Source organism: Paracoccus sp. 228 (genome assembly GCF_000967825.1).
Classification (GTDB): domain Bacteria; phylum Pseudomonadota; class Alphaproteobacteria; order Rhodobacterales; family Rhodobacteraceae; genus Paracoccus; species Paracoccus marcusii.
On the sequence record NZ_JYGY01000001.1, the window covers coordinates 168,974 to 190,781 of the forward strand.

Here is a 21,808-nt window from a genome sequence, read left to right on the forward strand (position 1 = left end):
GCGAAAAGACATGGGAACCGGGTTGCCCGGCCCACGTTGCCTTGGACCCAGCACCGCGGTCCAAGGAGCCCCCAATGGCACAACGCCCCGCCGCCAGGTTGTCCGTCAACGGCCAATCCCATGAATATCACGGCGACCCCCGCCGCAGCCTGCTTGACGTCCTGCGTCTGGACCTTGGCCTGACCGGCACCAAGAAGGGCTGCGACCACGGTCAATGCGGCGCCTGCACCGTCATCGTCAACGGCCGCCGCATCAACTCCTGCCTGACGCTGGCCGTCATGCATGACGAAGATGAGATCACCACGATCGAAGGCATCGGCACGCCCGATGCGCTGTCGACCCTGCAGGCGGCCTTCGTGGCCCATGACGGGTTCCAGTGCGGCTACTGCACGCCCGGCCAGATCTGTTCGGCCACCGCGATGATCGAGGAGATCCGGCAGGGCTGGCCCAGTGCCGTCACCGCCGATCCGACCGACAAGCCCGCCGTCGCCGATGCCGAGATCCGCGAACGGATGAGCGGCAACCTGTGCCGCTGCGGCGCCTATGACAACATCCTGGCCGCCATCCGCGACGCCATGGCCCAGACGGAGGCCGCGCAATGAAGGCATTCGAATACGACCGCGCGGGCGATCTGGCCCAAGCCGTCGGCAGCCCCGCAATGCTGATCGCCGGCGGCACCAACCTGCTGGACCTGATGAAGCTTGAGGTCGCGACCCCCGATGCCCTGCTGGACATCACCCGCGTCGGCCTCAAGGAGATCACCCCCGAAGGAGCCGGTCTTCGCATCGGCGCGCTGGTCAGCAACTCGGACTGCGCGGCGCATCCGCGCATCCGTGCCGACTGGCCGCTGCTGTCGCGCGCCATTCTGGCCGGTGCCAGCCCGCAGTTGCGCAACAAGGCGACGATGGGCGGCAACCTGTGCCAGCGCACGCGCTGTGGTTATTTCATGGACGGGCGGTCGCCTTGCAACAAGCGCGAACCGGGTACCGGCTGCGCGGCGCAGGGTGGCGTGAACCGCAATCATGCGATCCTGGGCGCGTCCGATGCCTGCATCGCGACCTATCCGGGCGACATGGCCGTGGCTCTGTCTGCCCTGCGCGCCACGGTCGAGACCGAAGGTCCTGACGGCACCCGTGAAATTCCGATGCGCGATTTCCACCGCCTGCCCGGGGACGATCCGTCGCGCGACAACGTGCTGAAGGCGGGCGAGGTCATCACCGCCATCTGCCTGCCCGCACCGTTCGGGGGACGTCAGCTGTATCGCAAGGTGCGCGACCGGGCTTCCTATGCCTTTGCGCTGGTGTCCGTGGCTGCGGCGGTCCGCATGGACAACGGCCGCATCGACGCCGCGCAACTGGCGTTCGGAAGCATTGCCCACAAGCCGTGGACAGACGACCGCGTCGAGACGCTGCTGGTCGGGGAACGCCCGACGCCGGCGCTGTTCGACAAGGCCGCCGACCTTCTGTTGGAGGATGCGCGCGGCCAGGGACACAACGATTTCAAGATCACGCTGGTCCGCCGCGCCCTTGCGGCGGTGCTGGCGGAAGCCACGGGGGAATGACGATGAGCGATACCTATGACACCCCCGACACCCGCGACATGCTGGATCGCACCCGCCAAGGGGTGATCGGCAAGCCGCTGGACCGGCCGGAAGGCCCGCTGAAGGTAGCGGGCACCGCGACCTATGCCGCCGAATATGCACGTGAGAACTGCGCCGAGGGCGTGCTGGTCGGCGCAACGATCAGCACCGGTCGGGTCAGGAAGATCAACCGCGACGTCGTGATGGCGATGCCCGGCGTTCTGGGCGTATATTCCTCGGAACGGATGCTGCGTCGTGCCGCGCAAGGCACCGCGGGCGAGGCGCCCGAGCAGGACGTCTCGAAGGTCGACTTTCCGATGCAGCCGGTGGCCCTGGTCGTCGCCGAGACGTTCGAACAGGCGACCAATGCCGCAAAGGCGCTGGACATCGAATACGAGGACCAGTCCGGCGACGCGCAGTTCCTGCCCGGCGCCGCAGATGCGGAACCGGCCGCCGAGCCGATCAAGGCCGGCGATCTGGACAAGGCCATGCACGACGCTGCGCATTCCGTTGATCTGACCTTCACGACCCCCGGCCATGCCAGTGCCGCGATGGAGCCGCATGCGGCGGTTGCGGAATGGAACGGCAAGGATTTGACCCTGTGGGGCAGCCTGCAGATGCTGACCTATAACGTGGCGGAATTGGCCGACAGCCTAGGAATCGACCCCAAGCACGTGCATCTGCTGTCGCCCTATGTCGGCGGCGGGTTCGGGTCCAAGCTGGGCATCTCGCACGAGGCGGTCGCCGCGGCGATTGCCGCCAAGGAACTGGGGCGCCCAGTCCGTGTGGTCATGAGCCGCCAGCAGGTGTTCCAATCGATCATGCGCCGGTCGGAAACCGAACAGCGCATCCGTCTGGGGTGCGGCCCCGACGGCCGCCTGACCGCCTTTGCCCATGAGGCGCTGGTGTCGAACCTTCCCGGGGAAAGCTTCTCCGAACCGGTGACGCAGGCCTCCGAATTTCTCTACGCCGGCGAGAACCGCCTGCTGGCAGTGCGCAAGTCCGACATCACCCGTCTGACCGCCGGTTCTGTCCGTGCGCCGGGCGAGGCCGTCGGCATGCAGGCCCTTGAGGTCGCGATGGACGAACTGGCCGAAGCCACCGGCATTGACCCGGTCGAATTGCGCAAACGCAACCTGCCCGACGAGGTGCCGGGCGAGGGTACGCCCTATTCCTCGCGCAGACTGGTCGAGGCGCTGGACGCTGGCGCTGCGGCCTTTGGCTGGGACAAGCGCAGCGCCACCCCCTGCGCGCGGCGCGAGGGTGAATGGTGGATCGGCATGGGCGTGGCATCCGCCGCCCGCGTGAACATCCTGGCCAAGGCCGAGGCCCGCGTGACCCTGACCGCCGATGGCCATGTGGTGGTCGAGACCGATCACACCGACATCGGCACCGGTAGCTATGCCATCCTGGGTCAGGTTGCTGCAGAGATGCTTGGCCAGCCGATCGAGCGCACCACCGTCCGTCTGGGCGACAGCCGCCTGCCGTCCGGCGCCGGTTCGGGGGGCAGCTGGGGCGCGTCATCGACGGGTTCGGCGGTGTTCCTGGCGTGCGAGGCGATCCGCGCGACCCTGGCGCAGGCGCTTGGCTGTGCGTCCGACGACCTGCTGCTGCAGGATGGCAAGGCCTGGGCCGAGGGCGTCGAGCCGCGTCCCGTGACCGACCTTCTGTCCGAGGATCTTACGCGGACCGGCAAGATCGAACCGGGCAAGCTGATGGAGAAGGTCAACCAGTCGACCTACGGCGCCTTCTTCTGCGAGGTTGCGGTCAATGCCTTCACCGGAGAGACGCGTCTGCGCCGTATGACCGGGGCTTTCGGCTTTGGCCGGGTGCTGAACGCCAAGACGGCGCGGTCGCAATGCCTGGGCGGCATGGTCTGGGGCATCGGCAGTGCACTGACCGAGGAGCTGTCCTTTGACAGCCGCGACGGTCATCTGGTGAACCACGATCTGGCCGAATACCATGTGCCGGTCCATGCGGACATTCCCGACATGGAGGTCATCCTGCTGGAGGAGCGCGATCCGCACGCATCGCCCATCCAGGCTAAGGGTGTCGGCGAACTGGGCATCTGCGGGGCGGCGGGGGCGGTGGCGAATGCCATCTACAATGCCTGCGGCGTGCGTCTGCACGATTTCCCGATGACGCCGGACAAGCTGCTGGCCCATCTGCCCGATCCTTTCGCCCCGGCGGCGTGATCGCATGCGGGGGCGGTGCGCCGCCCCCGAACCCCTGACAGGAGCCCGACATGTCCGACGACCAGCCCAAGACCGACGACCGCGTTTTTTCCTATGACGGCCCTGTCGGGGGGTGGGGATCGGCGAAGGGGATGGCCCAGGTGGCCCGTGCCGCAAAGCCGGGGCCGGGGGCGTTGGAAACCTTGCGCGGTCAGAACAAGGCGGGCGGCATGATGTGCGCGTCCTGCGCCTGGGGCAAGCCGCCCAATCCGCACGTCGTCGAATTCTGCGAGAACGGCGCCAAGGCGACGTTGTGGGACCTGACCTCGGAACGCTGCGGGCCCGACTTTTTTCTGGACCACACGGTGGCCGAACTGGCCACGTGGTCCGAATACGACCTGGAGATGGCGGGACGGCTGACCCACCCCCTGCGCTATGACGCGTCCAGCGACCGCTATCTGGAAACCACGTGGGATGAGGCCTTTGCCGAGATCGGTCAGGGCCTGCGTTCGCTGGATCCCAAGACGGTGACATTCTATGCCTCGGGCAAGGCGGGGCTGGAGGCGTCGTTCCTGTATGGGCTGTATGCGCGTGCCTATGGGCATGTGAACCTGCCCGACAGCTCGAACATGTGCCATGAGACGACATCCGTGGGGCTCAAGACCGTTGTCGGATCACCCGTCGGCACCTGCGTGCTGGAGGATTTCGACCATTGCGACATGATCCTGCAGATCGGCCAGAACCCCGGCACGAACAGCCCCCGCATGCTGCACCCGTTGCAGCAGGCGGCCAAGCGCGGCTGCTGCATCGTCGCCATCAACCCGCTGCGCGAAAAGGGTCTGCTGGAATTCGCGAACCCGCAAAGCCCGTGGCAGATGACCGTGGGCGCACCTACCGAGATTGCCGACCGCTATCTGCAGGTGCGCGCGGGCGGCGACATCGCCGCGTTGACCGGTATCGCCAAGCATGTGCTGGCGTTGGAACGCAGCCGGGGCGGCGTGCTGGATCATGACTTCCTGAACAGGCATGCACATGGGTTGCAGGACTGGATGGATTGGGTCGATGCGACCGACTGGACCGAACTGGAGCAAGTCAGCGGCCTGACCCGCGCGGCGATGGAGGGGATCGGTGCGGTCTATGCCCGGTCGCGCGCCGTGATCGGCGTCTATGGCATGGGCCTGACGCAACATGTCCATGGGTCGGACGCCATCGGCGCGCTGGTCAACCTGCTGCTGCTGCGCGGAAATATCGGGCGCAAGGGTGCGGGCTGCAGCCCGGTCCGTGGCCATTCCAATGTCCAGGGGCAGCGCACCGTCGGCATCACCGAAAAGCCCGAACTGGTCCCGAACGACCACCTGCGCGCGCTGTTCGACATGCAGCCGCCGATGGAGGAGGGGTGGAACACCACCGCCTTCGTCGAGGCGCTGCTGGAAGGGCGGGCCACGGGGTTCGTGGGCTTGGGCGGCAACCTTGCGCGCGCGGTGCCCGACACCGATCGCGTGGCCGACGCCTGGCGGTCGATGCCGTTGACCGTCCACGTGGCGACGCGCCTGAACCGCACCCATCTGATGCCTGGACAGGCGTCTTGGATCCTGCCCTGCTTGGTCCGGGCCGAACAGGACATGCAGGGTGGCGTGAACCAGCAGGTCTCGGTCGAGGACAGCTTCAGCCATATCCACGGATCGATCGGCAATCGCACGCCCGCCAGCCAGCACCTGCTGTCCGAGACCGAGATCGTCGCCCGGATGGCCGACGCAACATTGGACCCCAACCCCAAGATGCCGTGGAGGCATTGGGCAGGCGATCATGCCCGCATCCGCGCGTTGATCGAGGCAGTCTATCCTGATGATTTCCGCGATTTCGAAACCCGCATGAACCAGCCGGGCGGATTTTATCGCGACAATGCCGCCCGCAACCGCGTCTGGGAGACCGAGAGCGGCCGCGCGCAGTTCACGCGACCCGCCGATCTGGACGCGACAGGCCTTGGCGCGCAGGAAGGCGTGTACCGCCTGATGACGCTGCGGTCGAATGATCAGTTCAACACCACCGTCTATGGCATGTCCGACCGCCTGCGCGGGATCGAGGGCGACCGCATGCTGGTCATGATGTCGCCCGACGACATGGCGGCGGCGGGGCTGGCTGCGGAGCAGCGCATCACCCTCACCTCGGCCGCCGAGGACGGGATCGTGCGGCGGGTCAAGGGGCTGCGCGTCATCCCCTATGACATCCCGCGCGGCTGTCTGGCCGGCTACTTCCCGGAGCTGAACCCGCTGTCGCCGCTGTCGCGTGGGGATCTGGCATCGGACACCCCGGCATCCAAGGGCATCCCGGTCCGCCTGGCCTGATCGGGCATCACCTGGGATCTCACCAGCCGTGGTCCCGCGGCGATCTTTCGGCACAATGCCAGAAAGGTCGCCCGTTCCCCGGCATCCAGCACGCCGAATATCTCGTCCTGACGTAGCCTTGCGGTCTGGCGGATCGTGGCCAGCAGGTCGGACCCGTCCGGGGTTGGATACAGCCGCTTGGCCCGCGCATCCTGAGGGCAGGGACGCTGTTCGATCAGGCCGCGCGCTTCCAGCAGGGCCAAGGCGCGACTGACGGTGTTCTGCGGGCGCGGGAACAGGTGAAGCAGATCGCGTGCCCGGAGTCCCGGAAAGCTGACCGTCGCCAGCAGCGCGGACCAGCATTGCACGGGCATGTCGTGGACACGCTCGATATGGCGGTTCGTCACTTGGTTGTTGGCCAGCACGACATAGCTGATCGACAGCAGTTCTGACAGGTCGCTGTCCAGCAGCTGCACCAGCATCGCATCGGGGTCGTCGGTCTGCATCGGCTCCTCCTGTCGTGGCCGTCGCGTGGACGCGACGATTGACCGTTGCACAATACATCCAGATGGATCAATTGTAACGCGCATCACGGCCGGCGCGCGGGGTTTGTTGCGTCATGCGGCCGCTCTTTGACAGATCCTGATCCGAAAGGCTTGGACCCATGCCGCAATTGCTGGCCTTCTCCATCTTGGCGCTGATCCTGTGGATCGGCGATGTCGTCTCGACCCGGACGCGGTCCTGGCTGCCGTCGGTCTTCGTCTGTGCGATCCTGTTCCTGGTGGGCTACTGGACCTTCTTCCCCGAGGACATCGTCCAGGTGGCCGGGTTCCAGACGCCGATCGTCTTTCTGGCCATGTACCTGCTGATCACCAACATGGGGACGCTTCTGTCCTTTGCCGAACTGGCACGGCAGTGGCGCACCGTCGTCGTCGCATTGGCCGGAATCGGCGGCATCGTGGCGCTGCTGTTCACCCTGGGCGTGATGCTGCTGGACTTGCAGACGGTGGTCGTGGCGACGCCGCCGCTGGTCGGCGGGGTGGTGGCGTCGCTGATCATGTCGCAGGCGGCGGCGGACGCGGGCCTGCAGGCGCTGTCGGTTCTGGCGATCCTGATCTACGTGATGCAGGGCTTTGCGGGCTATCCGCTGACCGCCGTCATGCTGAAGCGCGAGGGGCGGCGCGTTCTGGACCTGCACCGCGCGGGCCGCTGGCAGGGGGCGGCACCGGTGGCCGACAGCGCCGATGCGCCGATGCCGCCGCGCCTGTTCGCACGCCTGCCCGCCGCCTATGACACCGTCTACTTCAAGATGCTGCGGCTTGGGGTCGTGGCCTTTGCGGCCTGGGGCCTGTCGGAACTGGCCGCGCCGGTCGTCACCATCAGCCCCTTCGTGCTGTGCCTTGTGTTCGGCGTCATCGCGACGTCGGTCGGTTTCCTAGAGCGTGAACCGCTGCGCAAGGCCAATGCCTTCGGCTTTACCGTGCTGATCCTGATGGTCTTCATCTTCGACGGGCTGAAGCGCGCAACGCCCGAGATGCTGGGCCAACTGGCCGTGCCGCTGGTCACCATCATCGCGATCGGGCTGGTGGGGATGTACATCGCGTCCTGGATCGTGGGGCGCCTGCTGGGCATCACGCCTGCGATGGCCTTTGCCTGCTCGCTGACCGCGCTGTACGGGTTTCCCGCCGATTACATCATCACCAAAGACGTCATCGACACGCTGACCGACGATGCCGCCGAACGCGAGGCATTGACCGCGCATCTGCTGCCGCCGATGCTGGTCGCGGGCTTTGTCACGGTGACGATGGTGTCGGTCGTGCTGGCAGGTTTGTTCGTGGGGCTGATCGGATGACAGGATTTGCGGATGCACGCCGGATCGAGGCGCTGATCGAGGGCATCGACCGTTTCAATGCGACCCCCGGCAGGGGTACGACGCGGCTGACCTACAGCCCCGAATACCGCGCCGCGCGCGATTTCGTGGCGGGCCAGATGGTCGAGGCCGGGCTGGAGGTCCGAGAGGACGCCGTCGGCAACGTCTTTGGCCGGCTGGAGGGCAGGCGCCCGGATCTGGCGCCGATCCTGGTCGGATCGCATCTGGATTCGGTGCCCAACGGCGGGCGGTTCGACGGACCCGCGGGCGTCGTGGCGGGGATCGAGACCGCGTTCCTGTTCCGCGACCTCGGCCTGCAGCCGGATCGCCCCGTCGAGGTGGTGGCCCTGATCGAGGAGGAGGGCACCCGCTTCGGCGGCGGCCTGTTCGGATCGCGGCTGCTGACCGGGCAGGTGGACCCGGCCGGTCTGGACGACCTGCGCGACGATGCGGGCGTGTCGGCCGCGCAGGCGATGACCGATTACGGACTGGACCCGGCACGCGCGGGGCAGGCGGCCCTGGCGCCCGGATCGGTGCATGCGTTTCTGGAACTGCATATCGAACAGGGCCCGGTGCTGGAAGCCGAGGGTCAGGACATCGCCATCGTCGACCGCATCGTGGGGTTGGCGCAGCTGCGCGTGACCGTGCGCGGTCAGGCGGGCCATGCCGGCACCACGCCGATGGATCAGCGCCGCGATGCGCTGACCGGTGCGGTCGGCATCCTGTCGCTGCTGCCTGATCTGGCGCGGCAGGTGGGGCGGCAATCGGTGCTGACCGTGGGCAAGATGGAGGTGCTGCCCGGTGGTGCAAATGTCATTCCCGATCTGGTGACCTTCACCGTCGATCTGCGCGCCCCCGCCGAGGAGGACGTGCTGCGCCTGATTGAGATGGTGCAGGGCGCCGTGGCGCATGCGCAGGGCAACGGCCTGACCGCCCAGGTGGAACGACAGCTTTATGCCGCGCCCACGCCGCTGTCGGGTCAGATCCACGCGGCCCTGTCCGCGCAGGCCGAGGCGCTTGGCGTGTCGCATCGGGTCATGGTCAGCGGCGCGGGCCATGACGCGATGATCATGGCGGGTTTCGCGCCCACGGGGCTGATCTTTGTGCCAAGCCGGGGCGGCATATCGCATGCTCCCGAGGAATGGACCGACTATGCCCAGCTGGCGCGCGGCATCGACGTGATCTTTGCGACCATCCGCCAGATGGCCGGCGCGATGCCGCGCTAGCGTTCCAGGATCAGCAGGTCGCCCTCGAAGCTGACACGGGCAAAGCGGCGCAGATAGGACATGCCCAGCAGGCTGTCCTGCAGCGCGCTGTCGATCACCACGGCGCGCACGTCGCGGTCCACCGCCTCGCCGATGGCGAATTCGGCGATGGTCACGGGGGCCGTCGCCACGCGGCCGTTGGCCGTCACTGCCTGGCCGCCAAAACGCAGCGTGTCGGGGTCCAGCCCGATCGCACGCGCATCGTCGCGGCTGAGCGCAATACTAGTGGCGCCGGTGTCCACGATGAAGTTGATGGGCGTGCCGTTCAGCACGGCCTCCAAGTGGAAATGGCCGCCGGGGCCTGCGGGAACCTCGATCCGGGCGCCGTTTTCCAGCACCTGCTGGCGGGGGCCATAGGTCTGCTGCCACCAGTCATATCCGGCCGCCAGCCCGGCGATGATCACCGCCCACATCAGCAGCGCGCGCAGGGCGCGGCCGCCCCGGCCCGCGAATTCGAACACCATCGCGCCGCCGATCACGACCAGCAGCATCGCATAGAAGGCCAGGCGGGCGATGTCGTCGCCGCTCACCCGAACAGGCCCGATCCGCGCAGCCCGTCGATCACGAACTGCACCGACAGTGCGGCCAGCAGCATGCCCAGCAGCCGGGTGACGACCATCACCCCCGTGCGCCCAAGCGCGCGCGCCAGGGGCGTCGCCAGCGCGAACAGCACCATGCAGATGCCCAGCACGATCAGCATCATCAGGTGGACCATGACGACATGACCCACGCCCTGGTTCTCTCCGACCAGCAGGATCATGGTGGCCAGCGCGCCGGGCCCGGCCAGCAGCGGCATGGCCAGCGGAAAGACCGAGGGGTCGTGGCTGGGCTGGTCTCCGTCGGCCTGGCCTTCGCGGCGTTCGGTCCGGCGTTCGAACAGCATGTCCAGCGCGGTCAGGAACAGCAGCAGCCCCCCCGCGATGCGGAAGGCCGAGATCGAGATGCCGATCGCCGACAGGATCGCATCGCCCGTCAGGCCGAACAGCGTCAGCAGGACGGCGGCGATGACCAACGACCGCGCGCCGATGCGGCGGCGTTCCGCCCCCGACTGGCCGGGGGTCAGCGCGATGAAGATCGGGGCCAGGCCGATCGGGTCGATGACCACGAACAGGGTGACGAAGGCGGTCAGGTACAGCTGCAGGTCCATGCGGCCCTTATCGCGTGCCGCGCCGCCCCTGCCAAGCCGGGACGCGCCGTCAAAATCGCGTCATCGCAGGCTGCGGCGGAGGGGGGTGGGGCTTTATCGCGCCGGGTGGGCTTTCAACGGCTGCGGACTGGGCCTATAGTTGGTTGCAGTCCTTGAAATCAGGTCAACGGCCTGACACCGGTACGGAGAACTGAAATGCACGCACCGTCCCCCATGGCCCTTCTGGTCATCGCCATCGTCGTCCTCGTCCTGTTCGGACGCGGCAAGGTTTCGTCCCTGATGGGCGAATTCGGCAAGGGAATCACCGCCTTCAAGAAGGGCCTGAACGATCCTTCCGCCGAACAGACCGCCGACAAGCCTGCGGCAAGCCTGGACACCCCGACCCAGCCCGTCGCACCGGTCCACACCGTCCCGGGCACCGATGCACGCGACGTGACGCCGCATACCGACACCCGCACCTGAATCGTGCGCCCCAAGGTCGAGTGCCCGAATGCTTGATATCGGCTGGAGCGAGTTGCTGCTGATCGGGGTTGTCGCGCTTGTCGTCATCGGCCCCGAGGACCTGCCCAAGCTGTTCCATACGCTTGGGCGGCTGACCTCGCGCGCCCGGTCGATGGCCCGCGAGTTCACCAGCGCGATGGAGGATGCGGCCAAGGCCAGCGGCCTGGACGACGCGGCCAAGGGGATGAAGAACCTGTCCTCGATGACCTCGAAGAACAGCCGTGGCTTGGACGCGCTGGACCGCGCGGTCACCAAGTTCGAGAAGTGGGACCCCAAGACCAACATGGGCCAGCGCATCCAGCCAGACCCCGCGGCCCCGGTCACGGACAAGGGCGCAGATGCGGCCATCCCCGCGGCGCCCGCCGTGCCGACGGTCCAGCCTGCGAACACGGCCACCCAGCCTGCCGCCGACGTGGCGCCCAATCCCGATTCGCGCCGCCGCATCTCAGGCGTGCGGCGGACGGACACGAAGGACCTGTAAGTGTCAGCGCATACCCCGATCGACGACGATCTCGACGGCAGCTCGGCCCCCCTGATCGAACATCTCAAGGAACTGCGCACGCGGATCATCTGGTCCGTGCTGGCCCTGGTTGTGGCGATGATCCTGGCCTACCTGGTCTGGAACCCGATCTACAACTTCCTGACCCGGCCCATCTGCGCCGCGCTTGAGGAGCGGGGCCAGGAATGCGGCCTGATCCTGCTGAAGCTGCAGGAGGGCTTCTCGGTCGCGATCCGCATCGCCTTCTTCGGCGGGTTCATCCTGTCGTTTCCGGTGATCGGGTACCAGCTGTGGCGCTTTGTTGCGCCGGGCCTGTACAAAAGTGAACGCCGCGCCTTTCTGCCCTTCCTTCTGGCATCGCCCATCATGTTCGTGCTGGGCGCCGCCTTCGCCTATTACATCATCCTGCCGATGGTCTTCGCGTTCTTCCTGGGCTTTCAGCAGGGTCCGCTGGCCCTGCCGGACGATCCGGCGGCCGTGGCGGGCGAGGGAAGCCGGCTGGCCGGCATCGTGTTCCAGGGTTCTGTCAGCGAGTATCTGACCCTGACCACGCGGTTCATCCTAGCCTTTGGCCTGTCGTTCCAGCTGCCCGTCGCGCTGGCGCTGCTGGGCCGGGCGGGGCTGGTGTCGTCGCAATCGCTGGCCAACACGCGCCGCTATGCCGTGGTGATCATCCTGACGCTGGCCGCCTGCCTGACGCCGCCCGATGTCGGCAGCCAGCTGGTGCTGTTCTCGGTCGTCTATGGCCTTTACGAGATCTCGATCCAGATCGTCCGCCGCATCGAGGTGGTGCGCGAGCGTGACCTGCGGGCCCAGGGCCTGTGGATCGAGGATGACGAATGACGGCTGCGCTGACGCGCATCGCCGATGCGCTTGAACGGCTGGCCCCGCCGGCCGTTCCGGTGCCCCGGTTCGACGAGGCCACGGCATTCGTGTGGCAGGCCGACCCCGACCGGCTGGTGCCCGTGGCGCATGTCGCCGGGGTGCCGCTGGACCAGCTGATCGGCATCGACCGGTCGCGGCGCACGCTTCTGGACAACACGCTGCAGTTCGCGCGTGGCCTTGGGGCTAACAACGCCCTGCTGTGGGGCGCGCGCGGCATGGGCAAGTCGTCGCTGGTCAAGGCGGTCCATGCCGAGGCCGTGGCCCAAGGCCTGCCGCTGGTCCTGGTCGAGATCGCCCGCGACGACCTGCATTCGGTCGGACGGCTGCTAGCGATCCTGGGCGCGGCACCCGAGCGGCGCTTCGTGCTGTTCGCGGACGATCTGTCCTTCAGCCACGACGACACCCAGTACAAGTCGCTGAAGGCGGTGCTGGATGGCGGGATCAGCGGGCGGCCCGCGAACGTGATCCTCTATGCGACCTCGAACCGCCGCCACCTGATGCCGCGCGAGATGATCGACAACGAACGCGCCAGCGCCATCCACCCCGGAGAGGCGGTCGAGGAAAAGGTGTCCCTGTCTGACCGCTTTGGCTTGTGGCTTGGCTTTCATCCCTGCGACCAGGATCAGTTCCTGGCGATGATCGACGGCTATTGCGCGGCCTACGGGCTTTCGGTCGATCCCGGTGATCTGCGGGCGCAGGCGATCGAATGGCAGGCCACGCGCGGTGCGCGATCGGGACGCGTCGCGTGGCAGTTCTTCACCGATCTTGCCGGGCGCCACGGTCTGGCGGTCTAGGCCGTGCCCGCACGCGCAGCCACCGTCCTGACGGGGACGCGGATCCGGGAACGCCGCCTGGCGATGGCCCGGCGCCAGGCCGACATCGCGCGCGCCGTGGGCATTTCTCCCGCCTATCTGAACCTGATCGAACACAATCGCCGCCCCGTCGGCGCCGACCTGATCGCCCGCCTGGCCGAGGTTCTGGAGGTTCCCCCCGACGAGCTGGCCGAAGGCCGCGAGGAGGTCCGCATCGCGGCCCTGCGCGAGGCCGCGGCCCATCCCGTCGCCGTGGGCACCGTGCCAGAACTGGACCAGATCACCGAATTCCTGGCCCGCTTTCCGGGCTGGTCGGGCCTTTTGATCGCCCATGCGCGGCGGGGTGCCGGACTGGAACGGCAACTGGTCGACCTGTCCGACCGCATGACCCGCGATCCCTATCTGCTGACCACACTGCACGAGGTGCTGTCGGCCGTGACCTCGGTCCGCTCCACCGCGGCGATCCTGGTCGAGGAGGGCGAGATTTCCGCCGAATGGCGCCAGCGGTTCCATGCGAACCTGCACCAGGACAGCCAGCGTCTGTCGCTGACCGCACAGGCCCTGGTCGCCTATCTGGACAGCTTCGAGGCCGAAGGTCAGGCCACCACCCCCCAGGAGGAGGTCGAGGCCTGGCTGGCCGAACCCGGCGATGCGGACCCGGATCCGGGCGATCTGACCTCGGATGCGGCGCGGGCGATGGCCGCGGATCTGTTGGCCGGGCTCCTGGACGACCGGGACGCGCTGTCGGACCGCGCGCTGACCGAGGCGATCCCCGCGGCGGGAACGCCGCCCGACCCGGTGCGGCTGGCCGCGCGGCTTGGCCAGCCCCTGGACCTGGTGATCCGGCGGCTGGCCGATCTGCGCCCCGAGGGGTTCCAGGGCGCGGGCCTGCTGGTCTGCGACGGATCGGGCGTCCTGACCCTGCGTCGCGCCGCGCAGGGATTTGCGCTGCCACGACCTGGTGACAGCTGTGCGCTGTGGCCGCTGTATCATGCCCTGGCGGTGCCGCAGGTGGCGCTGGCACGGATCGTCGTCACGCCGGACGGTCGCGCGTTCCGCACCCTGTCCTTTGCGAAGCGCCGTCAGCCCCTGGGCCTGGATGGCCCGCTGCTGACCGAGGCGCTGATGCTGATCCTGCCGTTCGACGGATCGCCCCCCGACGATGCGCTGCCCATCGGGCCCGCCTGCCGGATCTGCCCGCGTGCCGACTGTCCGGCGCGCCGCGAACCCTCGATCCTGGTGCCGCAGGGCGGGCAGGCGCAAAGGTCCCTTTGACACGGGGCCGTGATCCGGCCCATGATCCGCCCCGGCCCGCCGGGCCGTACGCGGGGAGGGCGGATGCAGCCGGACATCCTGATGATCGAGGACGAGCCCAACATCGCCGAGGCGGTACGCTTCATCCTGTCGCGCGAGGGGTGGTCGGTCGACCTGCATCCCGACGGCGCCGGGGGCATCGAGGCGATCCTGGCCGCGCGCCCGCGCCTGGTGATCCTGGACCTGATGCTGCCCAATCGGTCGGGGACCGAGATCCTGCAGGATCTGCGCGCCGCCGATGACGCCGACCTGGCCGCGACGCCGGTGCTGATGCTGACTGCGCGGGGGCAGACCGGCGACGACGGCGCGCGCGCGGATGCGGTGCTGGCGAAGCCCTTCGACAACCAGGAACTGCGTGCGACGGTGCGCCGGATGCTGGCCTGATGCCCGACCGGCCGCTGTTTCTGGAACGCGCCTCGTTCCACCGCCGCCGCCTTGGCGATGCGGCGCGGGTGCTGCCGGTGATGACGATGATGCTGCTGCTGGTGCCGGTCTGGTGGATGCCGGGCAGCCTGTCCTATGCCGGGGGCGCGGTCTGGCTGTTCGGCCTGTGGGCGGTGCTGATCGTGGTCATCCGCGCGCTGCACCGCGCCCTGCTGCGGGCAGAGGCCGCGACCATGCGCGCCGAGGCACCGACGGGGGACCCCGATGCCCTTTGAGGCGCTGGTCGGCGCCTGCCTTGCCTATGTCGCGCTGATGTTCGGGGTCGCCTATGCCGCCGACCGGGCGGCGGCGCGCGGGCATGTACGCTGGCTGGACCATCCGCTGGTCTATACGCTGTCGCTGTCGGTCTATTGTTCGGCATGGACGTTCTATGGCGCGGTGGGCTATGCGTCCCGGTCCGGGCTGGAATTCGCGACGATCTATCTGGGACCGACGCTGGTCTTCACCGGGGCGTGGTGGGGGCTGAGGCGGCTGGTGCGGGTTGCGCGGATGCATCACGTCACCTCGGTCGCGGACCTGATCTCGGCCCGGTTCGGGAAATCGAACCGGCTGGCGGCCATCGTCACGCTGATCGCGGTCATCGCATCGACCCCCTATATCGCGCTGCAGCTGCAATCGGTGCGCCTGTCCTTCGACATCTTCGCCACCGACGTTCCCAACGGCGCCGATGCGGGCGCGATGGGGGGAACGGCCCTGTGGGTCGCGGCGGGGCTTGCGCTGTTCACCATCCTGTTCGGCACCCGCAACTTGGCGGCGGATGAACGCCACCACGGCGTCGTCACGGCGATCGCGCTGGAGGCGGTCGTTAAGCTGGCGGCCTTCGTGGCGCTTGGACTGTTCGTGGTCTGGGGGCTGGCCGACGGGCCTGCGGACATGCTGGCGCGCATCGCCCGTGCCGCGGCCGATCCCGACGTGGCGCAGGGCTGGCTGCTCAAGCCCGACCGCTGGACCGCGCTGATCCTGGTGTCCGCCGCCGCCATCCTGACCCTGCCGCGCATGTTCCAGGTCATGGTGGTCGAGGCCGCGGACGAGGAGCGCCTGCATGTCGCGGGCTGGGCCTTTCCGGCCTATCTGTTCGTGATGTCGCTGTTCGTGCTGCCCATTGCGGTGATGGGGCGCGAACTGCTGCCTGCGGGGTCGGACCCGGACCTCTACGTGCTGACCCTTCCCGCGGCGGCGGGCCAGGACATGCTGGCGCTGCTGGTGTTCCTGGGCGGGTTTTCGGCGGCGACGTCGATGGTCGTCATGTGTGCGATCGCGGTCGCCACGATGGTGTCGAACCACTGGTTGGTCCCCGCCTGGCTGGCGCTGCGCCGCATCCCCGCCCCGGACGAGACCGACGATCTGCGCGGCTTCGTGCTGAACGCGCGGCGGGTCGCGATCCTGGCGGTGGTCGCGGCGGGCTGGGTCTATCACCAGGCGTCGGGGGGCACGGCGGCACTGGCCGCGATGGGGCTTGTGGCCTTCACCGGCATGGCGCAGGTGCTGCCCGCGATGCTGGGTGGGCTGTTGTGGCGCGGCGCGAACCGCAAGGGCGCCTATGCTGGCATCGGCACGGGGTCGGTCCTGTGGATGGCGCTGATCTTCCTGCCGTCGGTGGGGGTGGGGGGCGATCTGCCGGTGCCGCCGGGGGTCGATCCCTGGACGGCCGCCGTGGCGCTGTCCCTGACGCTGAACACGCTGGCCTTCATCGGAGTGTCGATCTTCGGGTTCCCGGACCCGGTGGAACGCCTGCAGGGCCTGTCCTTCGTGTCCGCGGTCGAGCCGATCCGCCACAGCCGCATGCTGCGCGCCGACGACCGGGCCGAGCCGCTGTTGGCCATGGCGCGGCGGGTCTGGGGACCGGACGCCGCGCTGCGCTATTTCCAGGCCGAGGCGCGGGCGCAGGGCAAGACCGGCTATCTGCCCGACCTAACGCCCCGGTTCCTGACCCGGCTGGAGCGGCGGCTGGCGGGGTCCATCGGATCGGCCACGGCGCACGCGATGATCGACCGCGTGGCGGGGGGCGTCGCGCTGACGGTGGCCGACCTCCTGCAGGTCGCAGACGAGGCGCAGCGCGCCAAGGAGGAGACGCAGCGCCTTGAGGCCGCGCAGGCCGAACTGACCCGCACCGCCCGCCAGCTGCGCGAGGCCAACGACAAGCTGACCGCCCTGTCGGTCCAGAAGGACGCCTTCCTGGGCCAGATCAGCCACGAGCTGCGCACGCCCATGACCTCGGTCCGGGCGTTCTCGGAGATCCTCAAGGAGCCCGACCTGACCCCAGAGGAGCGCGGCAAGTTCGCAGGCATTATCCATGACGAGGCCGGCCGCCTGACGCGGCTCTTGGACGACCTTCTGGATCTGTCCGTGCTGGAAAGCGGGCGGGCGCAGCTGACGATCTCGGTCGCAAACCTGCACGACCTGATCACGCGCGCGCTGGCCGCGGCGTCGGCCACGCGGCCGGAACGCGGCTTTCTGATCGACCGAGACCTGCCGTCGGAGCACTTGGGCCTGATCACCGATGCGGACCGCCTGCTGCAGGTGCTGATCAACGTCATCAGCAATGCGCGCAAGTATTGCGACGCGGCGCATCCGGTGCTGATCATCCGCGTCCGTCATCCCGAAGGGGGCGGCGCGGTCATCGACATCGTCGACAACGGCAGCGGCATCGACAGCGGCCGCCAGACGCTGATCTTCGAGAAGTTCGCGCGTCTGAACGACCCCGCCCGTGCGGGTGGCGCAGGCCTGGGGTTGGCCATCTGCCGCGAGATCATGCTGACCCTGGGCGGCGACATCAGCTATCTGCCGGGGCAGGGGGGTGCAGCGTTCCGCATCCAGCTGCCGGCGCGGCCGCCGGTGCCCTCCGGTTAACCCTTTCTCAATCCTGACGGTCCATTTTGAACGGGCAGCGACAGCCTGATTCGGACGTGACATGACCCATGCAGACCCCGCCACCCAAGCCCCTGGCGTCTTGCGCCGCATGCTGCAGGCGCGTGCGCAGGTCAGGCTGGGCCAAGGCGGGGCCCCGCAGCTGCCCGCATCTCCCGCGCCGACCCCGGCCCGCGCCGCCGCCACCGCGATCGGACGCGCCGCCGACCGGCTGTACCAGCTGCCCGTCCGGGCACTGTCCGTCCAGCCCGGCGCGCTGACGCTGGCAGAGCTGCCGGAGCTGCTGCCGGAACTGCCGCTGGTCGTCGTGCTGCAGGGTCCGGGCGATCTGCTGGGGGCGATCGCGCTGTGCCCGCAGGCGGTGGCGGCGCTGGTCGAATGGCAGGCCCTTGGACGCGTGACGTCGCGCGGGCTGGAGCGGCGCCGACCCACCCGCAGCGACGCGCTGCTGTGTTCCGACTTCATCAACGCCCTGCTGACAGAGCTGACTGCCGAGATGGAGGGGGTCGAGGGGTTCGAGACCGTCGGCGGCTATCAGTTCCTGACCCATCTGGATGATCCCCGGCCCCTGTCCCTGATGCTGGAGGATCGGCCGCTGCGCAGCCTGTCGTTCCACCTTGCGATGGGGGCGCCCGACATGCGCGAGGGACGCGTGCTGCTGGCCTTGCCGCAGCCCGCGAACCAGGCGCGTCCGCGCCCCGATGCCGCCCCTGTCGCGGCTCCGGCGCCGCCGGTCGCCGCCCCCGTTCGGGTCAGCCTGGCCGCGGCGATGCAGGACGCCCCCGTCTCGGTGACCGGCGTGCTGTGCCGCAAGCGCGTGTCGCTGGCCGAGCTGCGGGGTTTTCTGGACGGGCGGTTGCTGAGCCTGCCACGCACCTGCCTGACACAGGCCACGTTGGAGACGCAGGACGGCCAGGTCCTGGCCACCGGAAAGTTCGGCGAGGCCGAGGGATGCCACGCGATCCGTCTGCGCGACCCCGCGTCGGCGGCGACCGATGACGGCATGGTCCCGGTGATGGGCCAGGCAGCCGCGATGATGGCGGCGCATGCCCCTGGCGACCTGTCCCAGCCCGACCCGTTTCGCGCCCAGGGCCTGTCGATTGACGACCTGGGGCTTGCCACGGGCACCGACCTGACGGCGCTGCGCGGCTGACCGGGCGCTTTTTCCTTGAATTCCCCGCATTCTGGTCGCATGTAACGTCGGTCCCGAATCTGACGGGATGACAAGAACGGAGTGACCATGGCCAAGGAAGAAATGCTCGAATTCCCCGGCGTCGTGAAGGAACTCCTGCCCAATGCGACATTCCGGGTCGAGCTTGAAAACGGCCATGAGATCATCGCGCATATGGCAGGCAAGATGCGCAAGAACCGCATCCGTGTTCTGGCAGGCGACAAGGTTCAGGTGGAAATGAACACCTATGACCTGACCAAGGGGCGGATCAATTACCGCTTCAAGTAAGCCGTCCCCCGGGACGGCCGACACCACCGGAGGCCGCATGATGGCCGATACGCCCCCCAGGCTGATCCTGGGATCAGCCAGCCCGCGGCGGCTGGAACTGCTGGCCCAGATCGGGATCGTTCCCGACGCGCTGCGCCCCGCCGATATCGACGAGACTCCCCGCAAGGCCGAACCGCCCCGTGATTATGTCCGCCGCATGGCCGCCGAAAAGGCCGCCGCGCTGGATCTGGCCGAGGGCGAGGCACTGCTGACCGCCGACACCACGGTTGCCGTGGGCCGCCGCATCCTGGGCAAGCCCGCCGATCGGGACGAGGCTGCGGCCTTCATGCGGCTGATGTCGGGGCGCCGGCACGTCGTGCTGACCGCCATCGCGCTGCGCCACGGATCCCGCACCGCCCTGCGCCTGGTCGAGACCAAGGTCCGCATGCGATCGATCGATCCGGCCGCGCTGGAGCGGTACCTGGATGCGGGCGACTGGCAGGGCAAGGCGGGCGGCTATGCCATCCAGGGGGCGGCGGCCGCCTTCATCCCGTGGCTGGAGGGGTCGTTCTCGGCCGTCGTCGGCCTGCCTCTGTCGGAAACCGCCGCCATGCTGGCCGCGATCGGCATCCATCCCAAGATCAAGGAAGACGCCCGATGAAGGGTCGCCAAGTCGTTCTGGGGCATCTGTTTGGCCTCGAAGCCGCAGCCCTGATGCAGGACGGTCAGCTGATCGACCTGCTGGTCGCCAGCGATCCGCTGACCGCGCTGGCGCCCGGTGCGATCTGTCGTGCCTCGACCGACCGCTTCATGAAGGGGCAGGGCGGCGTGTTCCTGCGCCTGCCGGATGGCCAGACAGGCTATCTGCGCGATCGCAAGGGCGTGTCCGAGGGCAAGCCGCTGCTGGTCCAGGTCGCGGGCGTGGCCGAGGACGGCAAAGCCGTGCCCCTGTCCACGCGGCTGCTGTTTCGCGGCCGTCACGCGCTGGTCACGCCGGGCGCGCCGGGGGTCAACGTGTCGCGCAGCATCCGCGACGAGGATCGCCGGGATGAGCTGGAGGCGATCGGCCGGGCGTCCTTGGGCGATCGCGATCATGGCCTGATCCTCCGCAGCGTCTGCCTGGACGCGGAAGACGACGACATCCGCGCCGAGTTGGACGACCTGATCGAACTGGCGGATCGCGTCTGCGCCGAAATCGTGGGCGCGCCGGAACTGCTGCTGGACGCGCCCACGCCGTGGGAGCAGGCATGGATGGACTGGGCCGAGCCCGCCCCCGACGCCGTCGAGGAAGGCGAAGACAGCTTTGATCGCTGCGGCGTGCTCGACGCCGTCGATGCTCTGCTGTCGTCCCGCGTGCCCCTGCCGGGCGGCAGCGACGCGCATATCGAGGCAACCCGTGCGCTGGTCGCGGTCGATGTGAACACCGGCAACGACACCTCGCTGGCTGCGGGACTGAAGGCAAATATCGCGCTGGCTCGCGAACTGCCCCGGCAACTGGCGCTGCGCGGTCTGGGCGGACAGATCGTGGTCGATTTTGCGCCTATGCCAAAGCGAGACCGCGCGACGCTGGATCAGGTCCTGCAGGGGGCCTTCCGGTGGGCTGGGTCGGAAACGACCTTGGTCGGCTGGACCGCGATGGGTCTCTACGAATTGACGCGCAAGCGTGACCGCGTGCCGCTGGCACGACTGGCCTCCGCAAGCGGGGACGCGTGATGGCCTGCCCGATCTGCAAAAAGGACAGCCAGCCGCAGTATCGTCCCTTCTGTTCCAAGCGGTGTGCGGATGTCGACTTGGCCAAGTGGCTGCGGGGAGCCTATGTCATCCCCGGCCCGCCGCTGGAGGACCTGCCGCACGATGATGCCGGTGACGACTAAGCAGCGCGCCGAAAAGCGCCGCAGGTCGTCGAAAAACCGCAGATTCGGTCTGGACAGTTCTGCCGTCGCTTCGTAAACACCGCCTACCCAAGACCCGCCAGGGTCCACCGGGGCCCGGATAGCTCAGTTGGTAGAGCAGCGGATTGAAAATCCGCGTGTCGGCGGTTCAAATCCGTCTCCGGGCACCACTTGCTTATTCAAGCTATTGAAAAGCCTCAGCTAAGTCCGATCTTGGCAAAGGCGTAGAACATGGCGGTATACAAATTAGCACCTCATACTTTTATCAAGGAGGGGGTGTTCTACTTCGTGCGGCGCATTCCTGTGGAACTGCAGAAGCACTACACCTCAAACAAGATTGCGTACTCGCTGCGAACTAGATCGGTTGCTGTTGCGGCGGCACGAGCGGTTCGTGCAGCCAGCCAACTCGATGAATACTGGTTTCATCTTAGAGCACAGGATAGCGAGCTACCGGGCAAGCATATGTTACGATTGAACATGAGCAAGCAGGCAGCTTCTCCACAACCAGATGAGCCTTCCCTCACCAATAATCAGCTTAAGCTCTCTGAATGTGTGGCAACGTACATTCGCCTCAAGGGGTGCGGGAAACCAGAAACTTTCCGGCGGGCAGCTGAACGTTCCTGCGGCTATGTCATTGATGTCTGCGGCGACAAAGGCTTGAGCGACTATACGCGAAAAGATGCAAACGCGTTTCGGGATGCATTGGTCGCACGAGGAATGGCCGGGAGCAGTATCACCCGCATATTCGGTAGGTAATCCTCCCCATCGTTAAGGGGGTTTATTCGTAGAATTTTCT

23 protein-coding genes and 1 tRNA gene are annotated in these 21,808 nt (G+C 67.8%); 21 read left to right on the forward strand and 3 right to left on the reverse strand.

Annotated elements, in window-relative coordinates; genetic code table 11:
• Positions 1-74: 74 nt before the first annotated feature.
• From SY26_RS00790 to SY26_RS00805, 4 genes are read left to right on the forward strand one after another with little or no spacing between them, the layout of a single operon-like run.
• Positions 75-602 carry a 2Fe-2S iron-sulfur cluster-binding protein gene (locus SY26_RS00790; protein ID WP_045998893.1) on the forward strand — a complete coding sequence of 176 codons (528 nt, stop codon included), beginning with the start codon at positions 75-77 and terminating at the stop codon, positions 600-602.
• Positions 599-1,561, forward strand: coding sequence for a xanthine dehydrogenase family protein subunit M (locus tag SY26_RS00795; RefSeq protein WP_045998894.1), 963 nt, complete (start codon positions 599-601; stop codon positions 1,559-1,561). Before SY26_RS00790 ends, SY26_RS00795 begins: the two co-directional genes overlap by 4 nt.
• Positions 1,558-3,774, forward strand: a complete 2,217-nt coding sequence (locus SY26_RS00800) for a xanthine dehydrogenase family protein molybdopterin-binding subunit (RefSeq protein ID WP_045998895.1) — start codon at positions 1,558-1,560, stop codon at positions 3,772-3,774. Before SY26_RS00795 ends, SY26_RS00800 begins: the two co-directional genes overlap by 4 nt.
• 50 nt (positions 3,775-3,824) lie before the next feature.
• Positions 3,825-6,098 carry an FdhF/YdeP family oxidoreductase gene (locus SY26_RS00805; RefSeq protein ID WP_045998896.1) on the forward strand — a complete coding sequence of 758 codons (2,274 nt, stop codon included), beginning with the start codon at positions 3,825-3,827 and terminating at the stop codon, positions 6,096-6,098.
• Here SY26_RS00805 and SY26_RS00810 read toward each other — a convergent pair.
• Positions 6,002-6,583, reverse strand: a complete 582-nt coding sequence (locus SY26_RS00810; protein ID WP_064503530.1) for a MarR family winged helix-turn-helix transcriptional regulator — start codon at positions 6,581-6,583, stop codon at positions 6,002-6,004. The two genes, SY26_RS00805 and SY26_RS00810, sit on opposite strands and share 97 nt — an antisense overlap.
• A 158-nt stretch (positions 6,584-6,741) precedes the next feature.
• Between SY26_RS00810 and SY26_RS00815 the strand changes: the two genes are divergently transcribed.
• Positions 6,742-7,929: a hypothetical protein gene (locus SY26_RS00815; protein ID WP_045998897.1), complete on the forward strand. Its 1,188-nt coding sequence runs from the start codon at positions 6,742-6,744 to the stop codon at positions 7,927-7,929.
• Positions 7,926-9,173 carry a Zn-dependent hydrolase gene (locus SY26_RS00820; RefSeq protein ID WP_045998898.1) on the forward strand — a complete coding sequence of 416 codons (1,248 nt, stop codon included), beginning with the start codon at positions 7,926-7,928 and terminating at the stop codon, positions 9,171-9,173. The genes SY26_RS00815 and SY26_RS00820 overlap by 4 nt, the downstream gene beginning before the upstream one ends.
• Here the strand turns inward: SY26_RS00820 and SY26_RS00825 are convergent.
• Positions 9,170-9,742, reverse strand: coding sequence for a TIGR02281 family clan AA aspartic protease (locus tag SY26_RS00825; RefSeq protein WP_232303232.1), 573 nt, complete (start codon positions 9,740-9,742; stop codon positions 9,170-9,172). The two genes, SY26_RS00820 and SY26_RS00825, sit on opposite strands and share 4 nt — an antisense overlap.
• Positions 9,739-10,359: a MarC family protein gene (locus SY26_RS00830; protein WP_045998899.1), complete on the reverse strand. Its 621-nt coding sequence runs from the start codon at positions 10,357-10,359 to the stop codon at positions 9,739-9,741. The genes SY26_RS00825 and SY26_RS00830 overlap by 4 nt, the downstream gene beginning before the upstream one ends.
• Before the next feature lie 195 nt (positions 10,360-10,554).
• Here SY26_RS00830 and SY26_RS21790 point away from each other — a divergent pair, with 195 nt between their 5' ends.
• The 15 genes from SY26_RS21790 (at position 10,555) to SY26_RS20885 (ending at position 21,768) form a co-directional block, all read left to right on the forward strand.
• Positions 10,555-10,821: a twin-arginine translocase TatA/TatE family subunit gene (locus tag SY26_RS21790; protein ID WP_045998900.1), complete on the forward strand. Its 267-nt coding sequence runs from the start codon at positions 10,555-10,557 to the stop codon at positions 10,819-10,821.
• 28 nt (positions 10,822-10,849) lie between these two features.
• Positions 10,850-11,341, forward strand: coding sequence for a Sec-independent protein translocase protein TatB (tatB, locus tag SY26_RS00840; RefSeq protein WP_045998901.1), 492 nt, complete (start codon positions 10,850-10,852; stop codon positions 11,339-11,341).
• Positions 11,342-12,202 (forward strand): twin-arginine translocase subunit TatC, encoded by an 861-nt coding sequence (tatC, locus tag SY26_RS00845; RefSeq protein WP_045998902.1) that lies wholly within the window; start codon positions 11,342-11,344, stop codon positions 12,200-12,202.
• Positions 12,199-13,038 carry an ATP-binding protein gene (locus tag SY26_RS00850; RefSeq protein WP_045998903.1) on the forward strand — a complete coding sequence of 280 codons (840 nt, stop codon included), beginning with the start codon at positions 12,199-12,201 and terminating at the stop codon, positions 13,036-13,038. The genes tatC and SY26_RS00850 overlap by 4 nt, the downstream gene beginning before the upstream one ends.
• A 3-nt stretch (positions 13,039-13,041) precedes the next feature.
• A complete protein-coding gene (locus SY26_RS00855) occupies positions 13,042-14,331 on the forward strand; it encodes a helix-turn-helix transcriptional regulator (protein ID WP_052715065.1) in 1,290 nt (429 codons plus the stop codon).
• A 63-nt stretch (positions 14,332-14,394) separates the two neighbouring features.
• Positions 14,395-14,754, forward strand: coding sequence for a response regulator transcription factor (locus SY26_RS00860; RefSeq protein ID WP_045998904.1), 360 nt, complete (start codon positions 14,395-14,397; stop codon positions 14,752-14,754).
• Positions 14,754-15,029, forward strand: coding sequence for a hypothetical protein (locus SY26_RS00865; RefSeq protein WP_045998905.1), 276 nt, complete (start codon positions 14,754-14,756; stop codon positions 15,027-15,029). The genes SY26_RS00860 and SY26_RS00865 overlap by 1 nt, the downstream gene beginning before the upstream one ends.
• Positions 15,019-17,664 (forward strand): sensor histidine kinase, encoded by a 2,646-nt coding sequence (locus SY26_RS00870; RefSeq protein ID WP_045998906.1) that lies wholly within the window; start codon positions 15,019-15,021, stop codon positions 17,662-17,664. Before SY26_RS00865 ends, SY26_RS00870 begins: the two co-directional genes overlap by 11 nt.
• 61 nt (positions 17,665-17,725) lie before the next feature.
• Positions 17,726-18,835: a FliM/FliN family flagellar motor switch protein gene (locus SY26_RS00875; protein WP_052715066.1), complete on the forward strand. Its 1,110-nt coding sequence runs from the start codon at positions 17,726-17,728 to the stop codon at positions 18,833-18,835.
• A gap of 87 nt (positions 18,836-18,922) precedes the next feature.
• Positions 18,923-19,141 (forward strand): translation initiation factor IF-1, encoded by a 219-nt coding sequence (gene infA, locus SY26_RS00880; protein WP_010397442.1) that lies wholly within the window; start codon positions 18,923-18,925, stop codon positions 19,139-19,141.
• A gap of 37 nt (positions 19,142-19,178) precedes the next feature.
• Entirely contained in the window at positions 19,179-19,781 is a 603-nt protein-coding gene (locus tag SY26_RS00885) for a nucleoside triphosphate pyrophosphatase (RefSeq protein ID WP_064503531.1), read from the forward strand.
• Positions 19,778-20,833, forward strand: a complete 1,056-nt coding sequence (locus SY26_RS00890) for a ribonuclease E/G (RefSeq protein WP_045998907.1) — start codon at positions 19,778-19,780, stop codon at positions 20,831-20,833. Before SY26_RS00885 ends, SY26_RS00890 begins: the two co-directional genes overlap by 4 nt.
• Complete coding sequence (locus SY26_RS00895; RefSeq protein ID WP_045998908.1) at positions 20,833-20,994, forward strand: DNA gyrase inhibitor YacG; 162 nt, start codon at positions 20,833-20,835, stop codon at positions 20,992-20,994. Before SY26_RS00890 ends, SY26_RS00895 begins: the two co-directional genes overlap by 1 nt.
• Before the next feature lie 112 nt (positions 20,995-21,106).
• Positions 21,107-21,182 (forward strand) — tRNA-Phe (locus SY26_RS00900).
• 61 nt (positions 21,183-21,243) lie between these two features.
• Positions 21,244-21,768: a DUF6538 domain-containing protein gene (locus SY26_RS20885; protein WP_139598322.1), complete on the forward strand. Its 525-nt coding sequence runs from the start codon at positions 21,244-21,246 to the stop codon at positions 21,766-21,768.
• Positions 21,769-21,808: the final 40 nt, after the last annotated feature.